This window comes from Sphingomonas quercus, from assembly GCF_018863195.1.
Taxonomy (GTDB): Bacteria; Pseudomonadota; Alphaproteobacteria; order Sphingomonadales; family Sphingomonadaceae; genus Solisphingomonas; species Solisphingomonas quercus.
This window is the reverse complement of sequence record NZ_JAHKRT010000004.1, coordinates 103,240-117,291: the sequence shown is the minus strand read 5'-3', so window position 1 is coordinate 117,291 and position 14,052 is coordinate 103,240. Positions and strand designations below refer to the sequence as shown.

Annotated in this window: 22 protein-coding genes; 5 read left to right on the top strand and 17 right to left on the bottom strand. The window is 69.2% G+C overall.

What is annotated here, in order from left to right:
* The 11 genes from KOF26_RS08945 to hisB form a co-directional block, all read right to left on the bottom strand.
* Positions 1–600 carry a UdgX family uracil-DNA binding protein gene (locus KOF26_RS08945; RefSeq protein ID WP_363182141.1) on the bottom strand — a complete coding sequence of 200 codons (600 nt, stop codon included), beginning with the start codon at positions 598–600 and terminating at the stop codon, positions 1–3.
* Positions 601–602: 2 nt separating this feature from the next.
* Positions 603–1,364, bottom strand: a complete 762-nt coding sequence (locus KOF26_RS08940) for an ABC transporter permease (protein ID WP_216323427.1) — start codon at positions 1,362–1,364, stop codon at positions 603–605.
* Positions 1,361–2,290, bottom strand: coding sequence for an ABC transporter ATP-binding protein (locus KOF26_RS08935; protein WP_216323425.1), 930 nt, complete (start codon positions 2,288–2,290; stop codon positions 1,361–1,363). The genes KOF26_RS08940 and KOF26_RS08935 overlap by 4 nt, the downstream gene beginning before the upstream one ends.
* Positions 2,291–2,337: 47 nt before the next feature.
* On the bottom strand, positions 2,338–2,733 hold the full coding sequence (locus KOF26_RS08930; RefSeq protein WP_216323423.1) for a hypothetical protein: 396 nt from the start codon (positions 2,731–2,733) through the stop codon (positions 2,338–2,340).
* Positions 2,734–2,779: 46 nt separating this feature from the next.
* Positions 2,780–3,172 carry a hypothetical protein gene (locus tag KOF26_RS08925; RefSeq protein WP_216323421.1) on the bottom strand — a complete coding sequence of 131 codons (393 nt, stop codon included), beginning with the start codon at positions 3,170–3,172 and terminating at the stop codon, positions 2,780–2,782.
* Positions 3,173–3,255: 83 nt separating this feature from the next.
* Positions 3,256–3,633 (bottom strand): histidine triad nucleotide-binding protein, encoded by a 378-nt coding sequence (locus KOF26_RS08920; RefSeq protein WP_216323418.1) that lies wholly within the window; start codon positions 3,631–3,633, stop codon positions 3,256–3,258.
* Between the two features lie 5 nt (positions 3,634–3,638).
* Positions 3,639–3,959 carry a phosphoribosyl-ATP diphosphatase gene (locus tag KOF26_RS08915; RefSeq protein WP_216323415.1) on the bottom strand — a complete coding sequence of 107 codons (321 nt, stop codon included), beginning with the start codon at positions 3,957–3,959 and terminating at the stop codon, positions 3,639–3,641.
* Entirely contained in the window at positions 3,956–4,720 is a 765-nt protein-coding gene (hisF, locus tag KOF26_RS08910; RefSeq protein WP_216323412.1) for an imidazole glycerol phosphate synthase subunit HisF, read from the bottom strand. Before hisF ends, KOF26_RS08915 begins: the two co-directional genes overlap by 4 nt.
* Entirely contained in the window at positions 4,717–5,442 is a 726-nt protein-coding gene (hisA, locus tag KOF26_RS08905; RefSeq protein ID WP_216323409.1) for a 1-(5-phosphoribosyl)-5-[(5-phosphoribosylamino)methylideneamino]imidazole-4-carboxamide isomerase, read from the bottom strand. Before hisA ends, hisF begins: the two co-directional genes overlap by 4 nt.
* The gene (hisH, locus tag KOF26_RS08900; protein WP_216323406.1) at positions 5,439–6,053 is read right to left on the bottom strand and encodes an imidazole glycerol phosphate synthase subunit HisH; all 615 of its coding nucleotides are present in this window, start codon (positions 6,051–6,053) and stop codon (positions 5,439–5,441) included. Before hisH ends, hisA begins: the two co-directional genes overlap by 4 nt.
* Positions 6,050–6,646, bottom strand: a complete 597-nt coding sequence (gene hisB / locus KOF26_RS08895) for an imidazoleglycerol-phosphate dehydratase HisB (protein WP_216323403.1) — start codon at positions 6,644–6,646, stop codon at positions 6,050–6,052. The genes hisH and hisB overlap by 4 nt, the downstream gene beginning before the upstream one ends.
* 87 nt (positions 6,647–6,733) lie before the next feature.
* Here hisB and KOF26_RS08890 point away from each other — a divergent pair, with 87 nt between their 5' ends.
* Genes KOF26_RS08890 through KOF26_RS08870 form a run of 5 tightly spaced genes read left to right on the top strand, consistent with a single transcriptional unit; the run spans position 6,734 to position 10,250 of the window.
* Positions 6,734–7,213, top strand: coding sequence for an SspB family protein (locus KOF26_RS08890; protein WP_216323399.1), 480 nt, complete (start codon positions 6,734–6,736; stop codon positions 7,211–7,213).
* A gap of 37 nt (positions 7,214–7,250) precedes the next feature.
* Positions 7,251–8,642: a class II fumarate hydratase gene (fumC, locus tag KOF26_RS08885; protein ID WP_216323396.1), complete on the top strand. Its 1,392-nt coding sequence runs from the start codon at positions 7,251–7,253 to the stop codon at positions 8,640–8,642.
* A gap of 59 nt (positions 8,643–8,701) precedes the next feature.
* A complete protein-coding gene (locus KOF26_RS08880; RefSeq protein WP_216323394.1) occupies positions 8,702–8,908 on the top strand; it encodes a hypothetical protein in 207 nt (68 codons plus the stop codon).
* Positions 8,909–8,953: 45 nt separating this feature from the next.
* On the top strand, positions 8,954–9,631 hold the full coding sequence (gene gmk / locus KOF26_RS08875; RefSeq protein ID WP_216323391.1) for a guanylate kinase: 678 nt from the start codon (positions 8,954–8,956) through the stop codon (positions 9,629–9,631).
* 34 nt (positions 9,632–9,665) lie between these two features.
* The gene (locus KOF26_RS08870) at positions 9,666–10,250 is read left to right on the top strand and encodes a hypothetical protein (RefSeq protein ID WP_216323388.1); all 585 of its coding nucleotides are present in this window, start codon (positions 9,666–9,668) and stop codon (positions 10,248–10,250) included.
* Here the strand turns inward: KOF26_RS08870 and KOF26_RS08865 are convergent.
* From KOF26_RS08865 to crcB, 6 genes are read right to left on the bottom strand one after another with little or no spacing between them, the layout of a single operon-like run.
* The gene (locus KOF26_RS08865; protein WP_216324039.1) at positions 10,236–10,922 is read right to left on the bottom strand and encodes an ATP12 family chaperone protein; all 687 of its coding nucleotides are present in this window, start codon (positions 10,920–10,922) and stop codon (positions 10,236–10,238) included. The two genes, KOF26_RS08870 and KOF26_RS08865, sit on opposite strands and share 15 nt — an antisense overlap.
* Positions 10,919–11,143, bottom strand: coding sequence for a hypothetical protein (locus KOF26_RS08860; RefSeq protein WP_216323385.1), 225 nt, complete (start codon positions 11,141–11,143; stop codon positions 10,919–10,921). The genes KOF26_RS08865 and KOF26_RS08860 overlap by 4 nt, the downstream gene beginning before the upstream one ends.
* The gene (locus tag KOF26_RS08855; RefSeq protein WP_216323382.1) at positions 11,140–11,802 is read right to left on the bottom strand and encodes an HAD-IA family hydrolase; all 663 of its coding nucleotides are present in this window, start codon (positions 11,800–11,802) and stop codon (positions 11,140–11,142) included. Before KOF26_RS08855 ends, KOF26_RS08860 begins: the two co-directional genes overlap by 4 nt.
* A complete protein-coding gene (locus tag KOF26_RS08850) occupies positions 11,799–12,395 on the bottom strand; it encodes an FMN-binding negative transcriptional regulator (protein ID WP_216323379.1) in 597 nt (198 codons plus the stop codon). The genes KOF26_RS08855 and KOF26_RS08850 overlap by 4 nt, the downstream gene beginning before the upstream one ends.
* Positions 12,395–13,498 carry an RluA family pseudouridine synthase gene (locus KOF26_RS08845; protein WP_216323376.1) on the bottom strand — a complete coding sequence of 368 codons (1,104 nt, stop codon included), beginning with the start codon at positions 13,496–13,498 and terminating at the stop codon, positions 12,395–12,397. The genes KOF26_RS08850 and KOF26_RS08845 overlap by 1 nt, the downstream gene beginning before the upstream one ends.
* Positions 13,495–13,872, bottom strand: coding sequence for a fluoride efflux transporter CrcB (gene crcB / locus KOF26_RS08840; RefSeq protein WP_216323373.1), 378 nt, complete (start codon positions 13,870–13,872; stop codon positions 13,495–13,497). Before crcB ends, KOF26_RS08845 begins: the two co-directional genes overlap by 4 nt.
* Positions 13,873–14,052 lie beyond the last annotated feature (180 nt).

The window sequence follows — 14,052 nt, the reverse complement described above, 5'->3', positions numbered from 1 at the left end:
TTAGCGGGGGAGGCGCTCGCGGGCCTGGGCGAGGTCGGCGACGAAACGGTCATGCTCGGCTTGCGCGTCGGCCTTGTCGCGGATGCGGAGCAGGTAGCTCGGATGGATCGTCACCCAGCATTCGCCGCCATCGTCCAGCGGGTGGGCGTGGCCGCGGGTGCCGGCGATGGTGACGGCGCGGCCAAGCACCGATCGCGCCGCCGTCGCGCCCATCGCCACGATAAGCGGCGGGCGGATCAGCGCCCGTTCCTGGTCCAGCCACCAGCGGCAGGCCTGGATCTCGCCGGCATTGGGCTTGGCGTGGATGCGCCGGCGGCCGCGCGGCTCGAACTTGAAATGCTTGACCGCATTGGTGACGTAGACTGCGTCGCGGGCGATGCCTGCCGCGGCGAGCGCGCGGTCGAGAACCTGGCCTGCCGGTCCGACGAAGGGATGGCCGGCCTCGTCTTCCTGATCGCCGGGCTGTTCGCCGACCAGCATCATCGCAGCCGTCACCGGGCCTTCGCCGAACACGGTTTGCGTCGCCGGTTTCCAGAGCGGGCAGCGCCGGCAATGCGCGGCTTCGGCGCGTACCTCGTCCCACTGGTCCTGACGGGTCACGCTCAGCTCCGCAGGCGCCAGCCGGAGCGGAAGATCCAGGTGACCACGCCAATGCAGCCGATCAGGAACAGCAGGGTCAGCCCCGCCGAGATGCGGATGTCGACATCGGCCGTTCCGTAAAACGACCAGCGCAGGCCGTTCACCAGATAGACGATCGGATTGAACAGGCTGATCGTCCGCCACGCCGGCGGCAGCATGTTGATCGAATAGAAAGTGCCGCCGAGGAAGGTGAGCGGCGTCACCACCATCAGCGGCACGACCTGCAATTTCTCGAATCCGTCCGCCCAGCAGCCAAGGATGAAGCCGAACAGGCAGAAGCTGACCGCGATCAGCCCGAGGAACACCGCCGCCCATAAGGGGTGGACGATGTGATAGGGCACGAAGAAGCGCGCCGTGATCAGGATGATCGTTGCCAGCACGATCGATTTCGTCGCCGCCGCCCCGACATAGCCGAGCAAGGTTTCCGCCACGCCCACCGGGGCGGAGAGCAGCTCGTAGATGGTGCCGGTGAACCGCGGCAGGTAGATGCCGAAGCTGGCGTTGGCGATGCTCTCGGAGAGGATGGTGAGCAGCATCAGCCCGGGAATGATGAAGGCGCCATAGCTGACCCCCTCGATCTCCTGCATCCGCCCGCCGATCGCCGAACCGAACACCACGAAATAGAGCGAGGTGGTCAGGACCGGCGTGAAAATGCTCTGGAACAGCGTCCGCCAGGTGCGGGCCAGCTCGAACTGATAGATGGCGCGCACCGCGTGGAAATTCATGCCCGGCGCTCCACCAGATCGACGAAAATGTCCTCTAGGCTTGAGCGATGCGTGTCCAGCGCGCGGAATTCGATGCCGAGGCCGTCGAGCCGCTTGAGCAGCAGCGGCAGGCCGCGGGCCTCGGCCTCCTCGGCGGTGACGGTGTAGGTCAGCGTCTCGCCATCGCCGGAAAGCGCCAGCGGCCAGTCGGCCAGCGCCTCGGGGATGGCGGCGAGCGGCGCGGCGAGGCCGATCTCAGCCTCGGTCTTGCCGAGCTGGGCGAGCAGGGCGCGCTTCTCTTCGACGAGGATCAGCTCGCCCTTGTCGATGACGCCGATGCGGTCCGCCATCTCCTCCGCCTCCTCGATATAATGGGTGGTGAGGATGATCGTGACGCCGCCCTCGCGCAGCGCGCCGATCAGCGTCCACATGTCCCGGCGCAGCTCGACGTCCACGCCCGCGGTGGGCTCGTCGAGGAACAGGATGTCGGGCTCGTGCGCCAGCGCCTTGGCGATCAGCACCCGGCGCTTCATGCCGCCGGACAGCTGCATGATCTTGCTGTCGCGCTTATCCCACAGGGACAGGGAGCGCAGCACCCGCTCGACCACCGCGGGATCGCGCGGGCGGCCGAACAGCCCGCGCGAAAAGGCGACGGTATCGGCCACCTTCTCGAACATGTCGGTGGCAAGTTCCTGCGGCACCAGCCCGATGCGCGCACGGGCGGCCCGCCAGTCGTCCGCCACATCCTTGCCGTCGACGCGGATCGTGCCGCCGGTCGGGCGCACGAGGCCGCACACCGCGCCGATCAGCGTCGTCTTGCCGGCGCCGTTGGGGCCGAGCAGCGCGAAGATTTCGCCCCGCCGGATTTCGAGATCGACCGACTTCAGCGCCTGATGGCCGCTGACATAGGTCTTGGAGAGGCCGGAAAGGGCGAGGATGGGCTGCATGTGCCCGAAAGGATGGGGATGATGGCGCAATCCGTCCAGAGGCGCGATCAGGGAATGTCGTTCTTTTCCTGCTGCTCGGCCTCGCGCTCCTCGCGCGCCTGGCGGATGAATTGCTGGAAACAGCCGGTCGCCCCGAACGAGCCGACCACCGAACAGCTATTCGGCCGGCCGACCCGGCTGACATATTCGAGGCTCTCGACCTTGCGGCCCCACGCCACCGATTCGGGCCCCTCCGACGCCTTCTTCCCGCGGAAGCGCTTGGGCAGGCGATAGCGCTCATTCTCCGGCATGCGCGCGCAGACGACCACTTCGGTGTCGCTGCTGCGCGGGCAGGGATCGTCGCCGAACACGACCAGCGTGTTGTAGCGCTGGGGTTCGGGTGCGGACGGCGGCGCGACGGGCGGCTGGGCGGCGGCGAGCAGCAGGGCGGGGAGCAGGATCATGGTGTCGATTCAGGCGCTCGCGCGCCTTGCCGGTGGCTGAACGGGCTCAACGGCGCTGCCGTTCGCCATCCTCGGCGGCGGACTGGGCACGACGCTCGGCGCGGGCGGCGTCGATCATCTGCTTGAGGCAACCGCTGGCCCCGCCGGGGCCGGTCGGCGAGCAGCTGCCGATGCCGCTGGAGCCGACATATTCGATGCTCTTGGCCTTCTCGTTCCAGCTCGGCGGCAGGCCGGAGCCGGAATTGCGCAGCTCTTCCGGGATGCGGAACTGCTCGCTCGCCGGTTTGCGCACGCAGACCACGATCTCCTCGCCATTACTGGTCGGGCAGCGCTCGTCGCCGTAGATGATGAGCACGCGGTCACGCCCCTGGGCGTGCGCCGGGACCGAGGAGACGAGGCTTGCCGCGACGAGCGCGACGGTGGCGAGAACAGTCTTCATGACGCCAACTCCGGCGGGATTGCGTAGCTCAACACATGATGCGGCGTTGAGGTGCCGGCAAGTGACAATCTGTGCAGGGCGCCTCAGCCCGCGATCATGCGGCCGAGCGGCTTGCCGGCGAAGATATGGACATGGAGGTGCGGCACTTCCTGCCCGCCATCCGCGCCGACATTGGATAGCAGCCGATAGCCCGGCGTCACCATTCCCGCCTCGCGCGCGACGCGGCCCACCGCGCGGACGAACCCGGCGATCTCAACATCGCCGGCGCGCGCCGTGAAATCGTCCCACGACACATAGCGGCCCTTCGGAATGACCAGGATATGCTGCGGCGCCTGCGGGGCGATATCGTGGAACGCGAGCGCATATTCGTCTTCGTAGACGCGCTTCGACGGGATTTCGCCGCGCAGGATGCGGGCGAAGATATTGTCGTCGTCATAGGGCAGCGTCGGGTCGATCGGCATGGGAGTCACTCCTTCGGCCGGGCGGCCTTTTCGGTGAGGCCGGATACACCTTCTCGCCTGTCCAGCTCGGCGAGCACGTCGGCCAGCGGCACGCCCGCGTCGCCGAGCAGCACCAGGAGGTGGAACAACAGGTCCGCCGCCTCGCCGGTCAGCCCGGCCGGATCGCCCTGCATGGCGGCGATGACGGTCTCCACCGCCTCTTCGCCCAGCTTCTGCGCGATCTTGGCGCGACCGCGGGCGGCGAGCTTGGCGACGTAGGACGCGGAGGGGTCGGCCCTGCGGCGCTCGGCGATCACCGCCTCGAGGCGGGCGAGGGTGTCGCTCATGCGCTGCGCACCGGCAGGCCGGCGGCGCGCAATGCGGCGCGCGCATCGCCAACGCTATACTGGCCGAAATGGAAGATCGAAGCGGCGAGCACCGCCGAGGCCCCGCCTTGCGCGACGCCGGCGACGAGATGATCGAGATTGCCGACACCCCCGCTGGCGATCACCGGCACGTCGACGGCATCGGCGACGGCACGGGTCAGCGCCAGATCATAGCCGTCACGGGTGCCGTCGCGATCCATGGAGGTCAGCAATATCTCGCCAGCGCCGAGGCTGGCGAGCCTCGCGGCGTGCTGCACGGCGTCGATGCCGGTCGGGCGGCGGCCACCATGGGTGAACACCTCCCACTCGCCCGGTCCGACGCTGCGGGCGTCGACCGCGCCGACCACGCATTGCGCGCCGAACCGCTCGGCGATGTCGCGCACCAGTTCAGGCCGGGCGACGGCGGCGGAATTGACCGCCACCTTGTCCGCGCCGGCGAGCAGCAGGGCGCGGGCATCCTCGGCCGAGCGCACGCCGCCGCCGACGGTGAGCGGCATGAAGCAGACCCTGGCGGTGCGGGCGACGACGTCGAGGATGGTGCCGCGCTCCTCGTGGCTGGCGGTGATGTCGAGGAAGCAGAGCTCGTCGGCGGCCTGCGCGTCGTAAACGCGGGCCTGCTCCACCGGATCGCCGGCATCGGCGAGGTCGACGAAGTTGACGCCCTTGACGACGCGGCCGCCGGCGACATCCAGGCAGGGGATGATGCGGGTGCGGACCGTCATCCCCGCGCCACCGCCAGCGCCTGCGCGAGATCGAGCCGTCCGTCATAGAGCGCGCGCCCGGTGATCACCCCCTCGATGTTGGAATGGGGCAGCAGGGCGTGGATATCCCCGATCCCGGCCACGCCGCCGCTGGCGATCACCGGGATGGAGGAGGCCGCCGCGAGTGCCGCCGTCGCCTCGACATTGACGCCCTTGAGCAATCCGTCGCGGCCGACATCGGTGAACAGCAGGGCGGCGACGCCGGCATCGGCGAAGCGCTCCGCCATCTCGGCGACGGCGACGTCGGACACGTCCGCCCAGCCATGGGTGGCGACCATGCCGTCGCGCGCATCGACGCCGACCACGATGCGGCCGGGGAGATTGCGGGCGGTGGCGCGGACCAGCTCGGGATCAGTGAGCGCCGCGGTGCCGATCACCACCCGCTCGACCCCGAGCGACAACCAGCGATCGATCGCGGCGCGCGTACGGATGCCGCCGCCGAGTTGCAGCTTGCCGGGAAAGGCGCGGACGATCGCCTCGACCGCGCCGGCATTCACGGCCTCGCCGGCGAAGGCGCCGTCGAGATCGACGACGTGAAGATGCGTCGCCCCGGCCTCGGCGAAGGCGCGGGCCTGGGCGGCGGGATCGTCGCCGTAGACGGTGGCGCGCGCCATGTCGCCCTCGGCGAGGCGGACGACCTGGCCCTGCTTGAGGTCGATGGCGGGAAAGACGATGAGGCTCATGGATTCCAGTCGAGAAAGCGGGCGAGGAAGGCGAGGCCATAGGCCTGGCTCTTTTCCGGGTGAAACTGGACGCCGATCATCGTGTCGCGTCCGACGGCGGCGGTGACAGGCCCGCCATGATCGGTCACGGCGAGGATGTCGGCGGGGTCGCTGGCCTCGAAAGCGAAGCCGTGGAGATAATAGGCCTCGCCGGGCTGGATCAGCGCATGCGGCGTGGACGGCGTCACGTCGTTCCAGCCCATGTGCGGCACCTTGAGGCCGGGCGCGGGCGCGATCGCGCGCACCGTGCCGGGGATCCAGCCGAGGCCCGGGGTCGCGCCATATTCCTCGCCGGCGCTGGCCATCAGCTGCATGCCGACGCACACGCCGAGGAAGGGCCGCGCCGCCGGGCCGGTCACGGCCTCGTGAAGCGCGTCGACCATGCCGGGGATGGCGTCCAGCCCGCCCATGCAGGCGGCGAACGCGCCGACGCCGGGCAGCACGATGCGGTCTGCCGCCCGCAGCGCCTCGGGATCGGCGGTGACCAGGACGTCGCTTGCGCCGGCGGCGATCAGCGCGTTCTCCACCGAGCGCAGATTGCCCGCGCCATAATCAATCAGCGCCAGTGTCATCCGCCGAGGCTTCCCTTGGTGGAGGGGATGGCATCGGCCTTGCGCGCGTCGATCTCGACCGCCTGGCGCAACGCACGGGCCATCGCCTTGAACACGCTTTCGACAATATGGTGGTTGTTGCGGCCGTGGAGCGTCTCGACATGCAGGGTCAGGCCGGCATTCTGGGCGAGGCTGAGCGCGAAATGCTCGAACAGCTCGGTGTCCATGTCGCCGAGGCGCGGCTGGCTGAAGCCGGATTTCCAGACGAGATAGGGCCGCCCGGAAATGTCGATGGCGCAGCGCGTCAGCGCCTCGTCCATCGGGGCGTAGGCGGTGCCGTAGCGCATGATGCCGCGGCGGTCGCCCAGAGCCCTGTCGATGGCCTGGCCGATGGCGATGGCGCAGTCCTCGGTGGTGTGGTGCGCGTCGATATGCAGGTCGCCGTCGCAGCGGATCGTGAGGTCGATCAGCGAGTGGCGGCTGAGCTGTTCCAGCATATGGTCGAGGAAGCCGATGCCGGTCTTGACGTCGTAGCGGCCCGTCCCGTCGAGATCGACGGTGACCGAGATGCGGGTCTCGCTGGTATCGCGGCTGATCGTGGCGGTGCGGCTCATGGCGCTTACGGTTCCGAATAGTGCGCGCGTCGCTATAGCGCGTGTAACGCGCTTGACCAGTGCGACAGGGGCGTTCACCAAGCGCGGATGAGCGACACTACGGCCGACAGCCTGATTCCCTATGACGAGATCGTGCAGGAGGCGCTGCGCGCTGTCGTCGGCCGGGTGCTGGGCGAGGTGGAGCGGGCGGGCGGCTTGCCGGGCACGCACCATTTCTACATCACCTTCAAGACGCAGGCCGTCGGGGTCGATATCCCGGCCCATCTGGTCCAGCGCTTCCCGGACGAGATGACGATCGTCATCCAGAATCGCTTCTGGGACCTGAAGGTGCGCGAGGACGGTTTCCAGGTCGGCCTCAGCTTCAACCAGATGCCGGCGATGCTGATCATCCCGTTCGCCGCCGTCACCGGCTTCGTCGATCCGGCGGTGAATTTCGCGCTGCAATTCCAGGCCCAGGCCGAGGAACAGGCCACGGATCACGAGCCGGCGGGCAATGACGCGCCGGTCGCCACGCCCGTCGAGGACGGCTCGAACGTCGTCTCGGTGGATTTCACCCGCAAGAAGTAAGGGCGGCCGGTGCGGTCGTCCCGATGGAGACGACGACATGGCCGAAACGCGCACCGAAACCGACAGCTTCGGCCCGATCGAGGTGCCGGCCGCCGCCTATTGGGGCGCGCAGACCGAGCGTTCCATCCATAATTTCCCGTTCGGGCCGGCCGAGCGCATGCCGATCGCCATCGTCCACGCGCTGGCGATCGTGAAGCAGGCCGCTGCCCGGGTGAACCGCGCACACGGCCTCGCCGCCGAAAAGGCCGACGCCATCGAGCAGGCAGCGGCCGAGGTGGTCGCGGGCAAGCTCGACGACCAGTTCCCGCTCGTCATCTGGCAGACCGGGTCCGGCACCCAGAGCAACATGAACGTCAACGAAGTCATCGCCGGCCGGGCGAACGAGATCCTCACCGGCCAGCGCGGCGGCAAGACTCCCGTCCACCCCAATGACGACGTCAATCGCAGCCAATCCTCGAATGACAGCTTCCCCACCGCGCTGCACATCGCGGCGGCGCGCACCGCCATCGACCGGCTGTTCCCGGCGCTCGAAAGACTGCTCGCCGCGCTCGATGCGAAGGCGAAGGCATGGGGTGACATCGTCAAGATCGGCCGCACCCATTTGCAGGACGCGACGCCGCTGACCCTCGGCCAGGAATTTTCCGGCTATGCCCAGCAGCTCCACCTCTGCCACCAGCGCATCGAGCCGGCCGTGCTCACCGGCATGACCGCGCTGGCCCAGGGCGGCACCGCGGTCGGCACCGGCCTCAACGCCCCGCGCGGCTTCGGCGAGGCGATCGCCCACGAGATCGCGATGTTGACCGGCCTGCCGTTCCGCACCGCCGACAACAAGTTCGAGGCGCTGGCCTCCAACGATCCGCTGGTCCACCTGTCGGGGACGCTCAACGTGCTGGCGGTGGCGCTGACCAAGATCGCCAACGATCTGCGCCTGCTCGGCTCCGGGCCGCGGTCCGGCCTGGGCGAGCTGCACCTGCCCGAGAATGAGCCGGGCAGCTCGATCATGCCGGGCAAGGTCAATCCGACCCAGTGCGAGATGCTGACGATGGTCGCTGCGCAGGTGATCGGCAATCACGCGGCCATCACCATCGGCGGGATGCAGGGCCATATGGAGCTCAACGTGTTCAAGCCGCTGATCGGCGCCGCCGTGCTGCGCTCGATCGATCTGCTTGCGACGGGCATGGACAGTTTCGCGGAGCGCTGCGTCGAGGGGGCGGAGCCGGACCGGCGGCGCATCGCCGAACTGGTCGACCGCTCGCTGATGCTGGTGACCGCGCTGGCGCCGGAGATCGGCTATGACAATGCCGCCAGGATCGCCAAGCACGCCCACGCCGAGGGTCTGACGCTGAAGGAGGCCGGGCTGGAGCTCGGCCTGGTCGACGGCGAGACGTTCGACCGGCTCGTGCGACCCGAAACCATGGTCGGCCGTTGACGGCCAAGGAACCGGAGGCCGGTTGTTTCGCTCTTCTCCCGAACAAGGAGACACGCGAGATGATCGGCAAGCTTATCGGTGCATTGGTCGGCCGCGAGATTGATCGTCGGGATGGCGAGGGCGGCGTCAAGGGCGCGGTCCTCGGCGCGGTCGCCGTCGGCGCGCTGAGGCGGCTCGGGCCGCTCGGCCTCGTGCTCGGCGGCGGCTATCTCGCCAAGAAAGCCTATGATCGCCGCCGCGACGGCCGGACGCGGCCGGCTGTTTGATCAGCGGAGATTGACGGCGCCTGCCGCCTCCGGGCAGATGCGGGCATGACCGAGGCCGTCGACACCGCTGCCGTCCCCCCGCGCCGCCGCCGCCATGCCGTCGAGCATGACCGCCGCGGGCTGCTCTTCGTCCTGTCTTCGCCCTCGGGCGCGGGCAAGTCGACCATCTCGCGCATGCTGCTGGCCGCGGATGAGAGCATCGACATGTCCGTTTCCGCCACCACCCGGCCGATCCGGCCCGGCGAGGTCGACGGCCGCGACTATCATTTCGTCGACGTGCCCGAATTCAAGCGGATGGTCGCCGATGGCGAGTTCCTGGAATGGGCGCACGTCTTCGATCACCGCTACGGTACGCCGCGCAAGCCGGTGGAGGAGATCCTCAAGGGCGGGCGCGACGTTCTGTTCGACATCGACTGGCAGGGCGCGCAGCAGCTCTATCAGCAAGCCGGCGCCGATGTGGTGCGGGTGTTCATCCTGCCGCCGTCGATGGAGGAACTGCAGCGCCGGCTGACGGCGCGCGCCACCGACGATGCGGAGGTGGTGGAGAACCGCATGGCCCGCGCCGCCGCCGAGATCAGCCACTGGGACGGCTATGACTATGTGCTGATCAACGACGATGTCGAACGCTGCTTCGCGCAGGTCCGCCTGGTGCTGCGCGCCGAGCGTCTCAAGCGCCAGCGCCAGCTCGGCCTGATCGGATTCGTACGAACGCTGACGCGGTGATAGCATCCGCGTCCTGAACAGGGAGGGACGCGGGATGATCCGCCTGATAATCGGCAGCTTGCTGGGTGGGCTCGCCCAGTTTCTCGTCGGCTTCGTCTTCTGGGGCACGCCGCTCGGCAAGATCACCTTCCGCGTCGCCAGCGACGCGCAGAATGCCGACGTGCAGGCGGCGCTGGCGCGCAATCTCGCGCCGATCGGCGCCGGCACCTATTACGTGCCCTGGCCCGATACGCCGGCCGGCACGGTGATGATGGGCAAGGGGCCGGTGGCGCTCATCCATTTCAGCCCGGCGGGCGCCGCCCCGATGGATACGGGCGCGCTGATCGCGGGACTGGTGTTGTCGATCCTCACCATTTTCATGATCGGGCTGGCGCTCCACCTGATCGCCGGCCGGGTGGCGTTCTTTGCCGATCGGCTGCGCGTCCTGCTGCTGTTCGCGGCGGCGACAACGCTGTATTTCATCGTCGCCCAGCCGGTGTTCAATTCCTACATGCCGTGGGGCTATTGGATCTACACCGCGCTTGGCGATTTCATCGGGCTGGTCGCCGGCGGCTTCGTGCTGGTGCGCTGGTTCCTGCCGCGCCCGGGCCAGCCGGAGGCCCCATCAACCCTCCAATAGGGCGAGGAAGCGGGCGGCGGCGAGGAAATCCTGCCGCCGGTTTTCACGTGCCTCCAGGGCGAGCGCGTCGTCGCCCCATTGCTCGGCCTGCCACAGCTCGTCGAGCATCGCCGCGGCAAAGCCTTGCTCGGCGGGGATCGCGCCCTCCGCCACCGCCAGGGCGACGACCAGCGATCCGGCGATGGTGACGAGCGGCGACAGGCCGGCCAGCGCGAAGGGCGAGCGTGCCGCCACCGCCTGTCCGAGCCGTTCGAGCGTGCGCGGCGGCTGGGCGATATGGATGATGCCGGCCGTGACGGCGAAGTGCACGTCGTAGCGGCGGCGCGCCCAGTCGAGCAGCGGATCCCACGCCGCCGCCTGCCGCGCGACCAGGCTCCCCGGTCCATCGGCGCGATAGCAAGTGAGGTCGCTCTGCGCATAACCGACAAGGCCGGCGGCGAAGGCCGACGGATCCGGTGCCACCCGGTCGATCGCCGCATTGGCGAGGCCGGTCAGCTTCATCGTCGCCGGCGCGATTTCCTCGCCCTGGCCGGCCCATTCGGCCGCCACTGCCTCGGCAAGCGCGGTGTTGGGCAGCGCCAGCGGCGCGCGCGCCGGCGTGCGCACCGGCCGCCCGTCGAGCAGCACGCCGCCATCGGCGCCGGCTTCAGCCTTCACATAGAAGCGCTTCACGGCTTCGGGCTGCGCCACAGTCGTGCCAGCAGTGCCGGCAGCAGGAAGGAGCAGAAGGCACCGAGCAGGAATGCCGCCGTGCCGAGCCCGCCATGGCCCTGATAGCCGCCCAGCCACACGCCGAGCCCGACCAGCATCGCGATCACGCCCATGGCGCGTACCGTCAGCAGGATGATCAGCCGGGCTTGCGCCTCGCGCTCGGATGGAGGGGTCGGTGTCATGCCATCTCCCTGATGTGTCGAAGGAGGTCGCCCGGCACCAGCGCCACCGCATCCGCGCCCGCGGCAAACAGCTCCTCGGCAGGATGATAGCCCCAGCCGACGCCGATCGCATGGGCGCCGGCCGCCTTGGCCATGGCGATGTCGTAGCTGGTATCGCCGATCATCACCGTCATATGGGGTTCGGCGCCGGCCTCGGCCATGGCTGCGTGCAACATCGCCGGATGCGGCTTTGACGGGTGGCGGTCGGCCGTCTGGAGGGTGACGAAGCGCCGCTCCAGTCCATGCGCCTCGAGCGCGTGACGCAGGCCGCGATCCGATTTGCCGGTGGCGATGCCGAGCAGCCAGCCCTCCCTGTCCAGCGTGTCGATCGCCTCGGCGATGCCGGCGAACAACGGCTCCTCGATCTCGCCGCGCAGGCGCATGGCGTGGAAGGCACGCTTGTAGCTGTCGGTGAGGCGCAGCAGCAGTGCCGGCTCGGCACCGGGCAGCAATACCTGCATCGCCTCCGGCAGCGACAGGCCGACGATCCGGCGCGTCGCCGCCTCACCGGGATCGGGAAGATCGTTGGCGACAAAGCACTGCGCCATCGCGGTGCAGATCATCGCCTGCGAATCGAGCATCGTGCCATCGCAGTCGAACACGGCGAGGCGGTTGCTCACAGCCCGTCCATCAGCTCGGCGATGGCCACGGCGCCCGCGGCGCGCAACCCGGCCGAGGCCCCGGCGCGCTCGGCGGCGTTCTTGTTCTGGCCGAGCTTCGACGTGCCGCGCCAGGCGGGTGTCGCGATCTCGAACCCGAGGATCGCCGGCAGCATCGCCTCGAAGCGGCCCGGGGTCATCTTCTCGCGCGTCCATGGCCGCTTCGGCGCCAGCTTCGCCTCATGCACGGCCGACAGCGCGTCGAGCAGGGCGACCAGCCCGTCGCGGTCAAGCAGCCGGGCCGTGCCCTCCGCCTCCACCGCGACATAGTTCCAGGTCGGCACCTGATCAGCGCTGCCATACCAGTCCGGACTGACATAGGCGTCAGCGCCGGCGATGCTGGCGATCACCCGCGCTCCGTCGAGATGCCTGGTCAGGCGGTTGCCCCGCGCGATGTGGAAGCTGAGCCTGCCGTCGTCCGCGACCACCACGGGCGCATGCGCGACCATCGGCCCCTCTACGGTGTGGCAGAACAGATGGGCGAAGCCCTGCTCGCCGGCAAAGGCGCGCATCGCCCCCTCGTCCGCGAAACGGAAGGCCGCATTGGGATGCATCAGCCGCGTCCGCGCCCGCGCCGCTCGCCCTTGCGCTCGCGGCGACGGGCCTTGGCGGCGGCGGAGACGGCGCGGCGCTTGCCCTCGGCGGTCTCGGCGAACTTGACCTCGTCGAGCGGCAGCGCATCGCCATCGGCCAGCTCGAAGCCCAATGTGGCGAGGCTCTCGGCAAAATGGCCGGGCAGGTCCGCCTTGATGTCGATGCGGTCGCCGTCCGGGTGATCGACGCGCAGGCGGCGGGCATGGAGGTGCATCTTGCGGCTGATGCCGCCGGTCAGGAAGGCGTCCGGCCCGCCATATTTGCCGTCGCCGACGATCGGGTGGCCGATCGCGGCCATGTGCACGCGCAGCTGGTGGGTGCGGCCGGTATAGGGCTGCAGCTCGACCCAGGCGGCGCGATTGCCGGCGCGTTCGATGACGCGATAGCGGGTGCGCGCCGCGCTGCCCTCCTTCTCGTCGACATGCATCTTCTCGCCGCCGGTGCCTGGCTGCTTGGCGATAGGCAGCTCGACCATGCCGTCCTCGATCGAGGGCACGCCGGCGACCAGTGCCCAATAGACCTTGCGCGCCGTGCGCCCGGAAAATGATTTGGCGAAGAACGCCGCCGCCCGCGCCGTGCGCGCCAGCAGGAGGACGCCGGAGGTATCCTTGTCGAGCCGGTGGACCAGCTTCGGCCGGCCCTCCGCATCATAGCGCAATGCGTCGAGCAGTCCGTCGACATGGGTGTCGGTCTTGGTGCCGCCCTGGGTGGCGAGGCCGGGGGGCTTGTTGATGACGATCGCCTGCGCGTCGCGATGGATGACCAGCGACCGGGCGAACGCCTCCTGCTCGGGATCGAGCGGCTTGCGATCGCGCTTGGGGCGGGGCGTCGTCTCGGCCGGTGCGGCCTCGGGCGGGGGCAGGCGCAGCACCTGGCCCTCGGCGATGCGGTCGCCGGGCGCGATACGGCCGCCGTCAACGCGCAGCTGGCCGGTGCGTGCCCAGCGCGACACGACGTTGAAGCTCACGTCCGGCATGTGCCGCTTGAACCAGCGATCCAGGCGGATGCCGTCGTCATCGGCAGCGATGGTGAATTGCCGGACCCCGGCCTCGTTCTCGCTCATGCCGCTACCCTCATCACGCCGATGCCGAGGAACAGCATCAGCACCGCGCCGACCACCGAGGACACCGCATAGGCCGCCGCTCCGAAATGATCGCCACGCGCGATCATCGAAAAAGTCTCCAGCGAGAAAGCGGAGAAGGTGGTGAAGCCGCCGAGCACGCCGACGCCGAGGAACAGGCGAAAGGATTCGCCGCCGTCGCTCGATCGCGCCAGCCAGCCGGCCAGCATCCCCATGAGGAAGCCGCCGGCGAGGTTCACCGCCCAGGTGCCCCATGGATAATCGGGGCCGAGCTGCTGCAGCGCGAAACGGCCGACCTGATAACGGAAACCGGAGCCGATCGCCCCGCCCAGCATGACAAGAAGGAGAGGAGGCATGGGCGTGCTGTAGCGCCTGCCCCCCGGCTGCGCCAGCGTTGCCGCGGCGACGCGCGTTCAGCCGCGGCGGAGCGCCCAGTACATCAGGCGATGCAACAGCGGGGTCGAGCAGCGGCGGTTCCAGATGCGATCCATGAGCGCATGATAGGCGCGGGATCGCGCGATGGCGATGACCCGGCG

Coding starts and splice junctions, on each gene's coding strand:
- KOF26_RS08850 (WP_216323379.1), bottom strand. CDS start 12,395: ATGCATCCCAATGCGGCCTTCCGTTTCGCGGACGAGGGGGCGATGCGC.
- hisB (WP_216323403.1), bottom strand. CDS start 6,646: ATGAGCCGCACCGCCACGATCAGCCGCGATACCAGCGAGACCCGCATC.
- KOF26_RS08915 (WP_216323415.1), bottom strand. CDS start 3,959: ATGAGCGACACCCTCGCCCGCCTCGAGGCGGTGATCGCCGAGCGCCGC.
- gmk (WP_216323391.1), top strand. CDS start 8,954: ATGACCGAGGCCGTCGACACCGCTGCCGTCCCCCCGCGCCGCCGCCGC.
- KOF26_RS08940 (WP_216323427.1), bottom strand. CDS start 1,364: ATGAATTTCCACGCGGTGCGCGCCATCTATCAGTTCGAGCTGGCCCGC.
- KOF26_RS08890 (WP_216323399.1), top strand. CDS start 6,734: ATGAGCGACACTACGGCCGACAGCCTGATTCCCTATGACGAGATCGTG.
- KOF26_RS08870 (WP_216323388.1), top strand. CDS start 9,666: ATGATCCGCCTGATAATCGGCAGCTTGCTGGGTGGGCTCGCCCAGTTT.
- hisF (WP_216323412.1), bottom strand. CDS start 4,720: ATGACGGTCCGCACCCGCATCATCCCCTGCCTGGATGTCGCCGGCGGC.
- KOF26_RS08880 (WP_216323394.1), top strand. CDS start 8,702: ATGATCGGCAAGCTTATCGGTGCATTGGTCGGCCGCGAGATTGATCGT.
- KOF26_RS08925 (WP_216323421.1), bottom strand. CDS start 3,172: ATGAAGACTGTTCTCGCCACCGTCGCGCTCGTCGCGGCAAGCCTCGTC.
- crcB (WP_216323373.1), bottom strand. CDS start 13,872: ATGCCTCCTCTCCTTCTTGTCATGCTGGGCGGGGCGATCGGCTCCGGT.
- hisH (WP_216323406.1), bottom strand. CDS start 6,053: ATGACACTGGCGCTGATTGATTATGGCGCGGGCAATCTGCGCTCGGTG.
- KOF26_RS08930 (WP_216323423.1), bottom strand. CDS start 2,733: ATGATCCTGCTCCCCGCCCTGCTGCTCGCCGCCGCCCAGCCGCCCGTC.
- fumC (WP_216323396.1), top strand. CDS start 7,251: ATGGCCGAAACGCGCACCGAAACCGACAGCTTCGGCCCGATCGAGGTG.
- KOF26_RS08845 (WP_216323376.1), bottom strand. CDS start 13,498: ATGAGCGAGAACGAGGCCGGGGTCCGGCAATTCACCATCGCTGCCGAT.
- KOF26_RS08920 (WP_216323418.1), bottom strand. CDS start 3,633: ATGCCGATCGACCCGACGCTGCCCTATGACGACGACAATATCTTCGCC.
- KOF26_RS08935 (WP_216323425.1), bottom strand. CDS start 2,290: ATGCAGCCCATCCTCGCCCTTTCCGGCCTCTCCAAGACCTATGTCAGC.
- KOF26_RS08860 (WP_216323385.1), bottom strand. CDS start 11,143: ATGACACCGACCCCTCCATCCGAGCGCGAGGCGCAAGCCCGGCTGATC.
- hisA (WP_216323409.1), bottom strand. CDS start 5,442: ATGAGCCTCATCGTCTTTCCCGCCATCGACCTCAAGCAGGGCCAGGTC.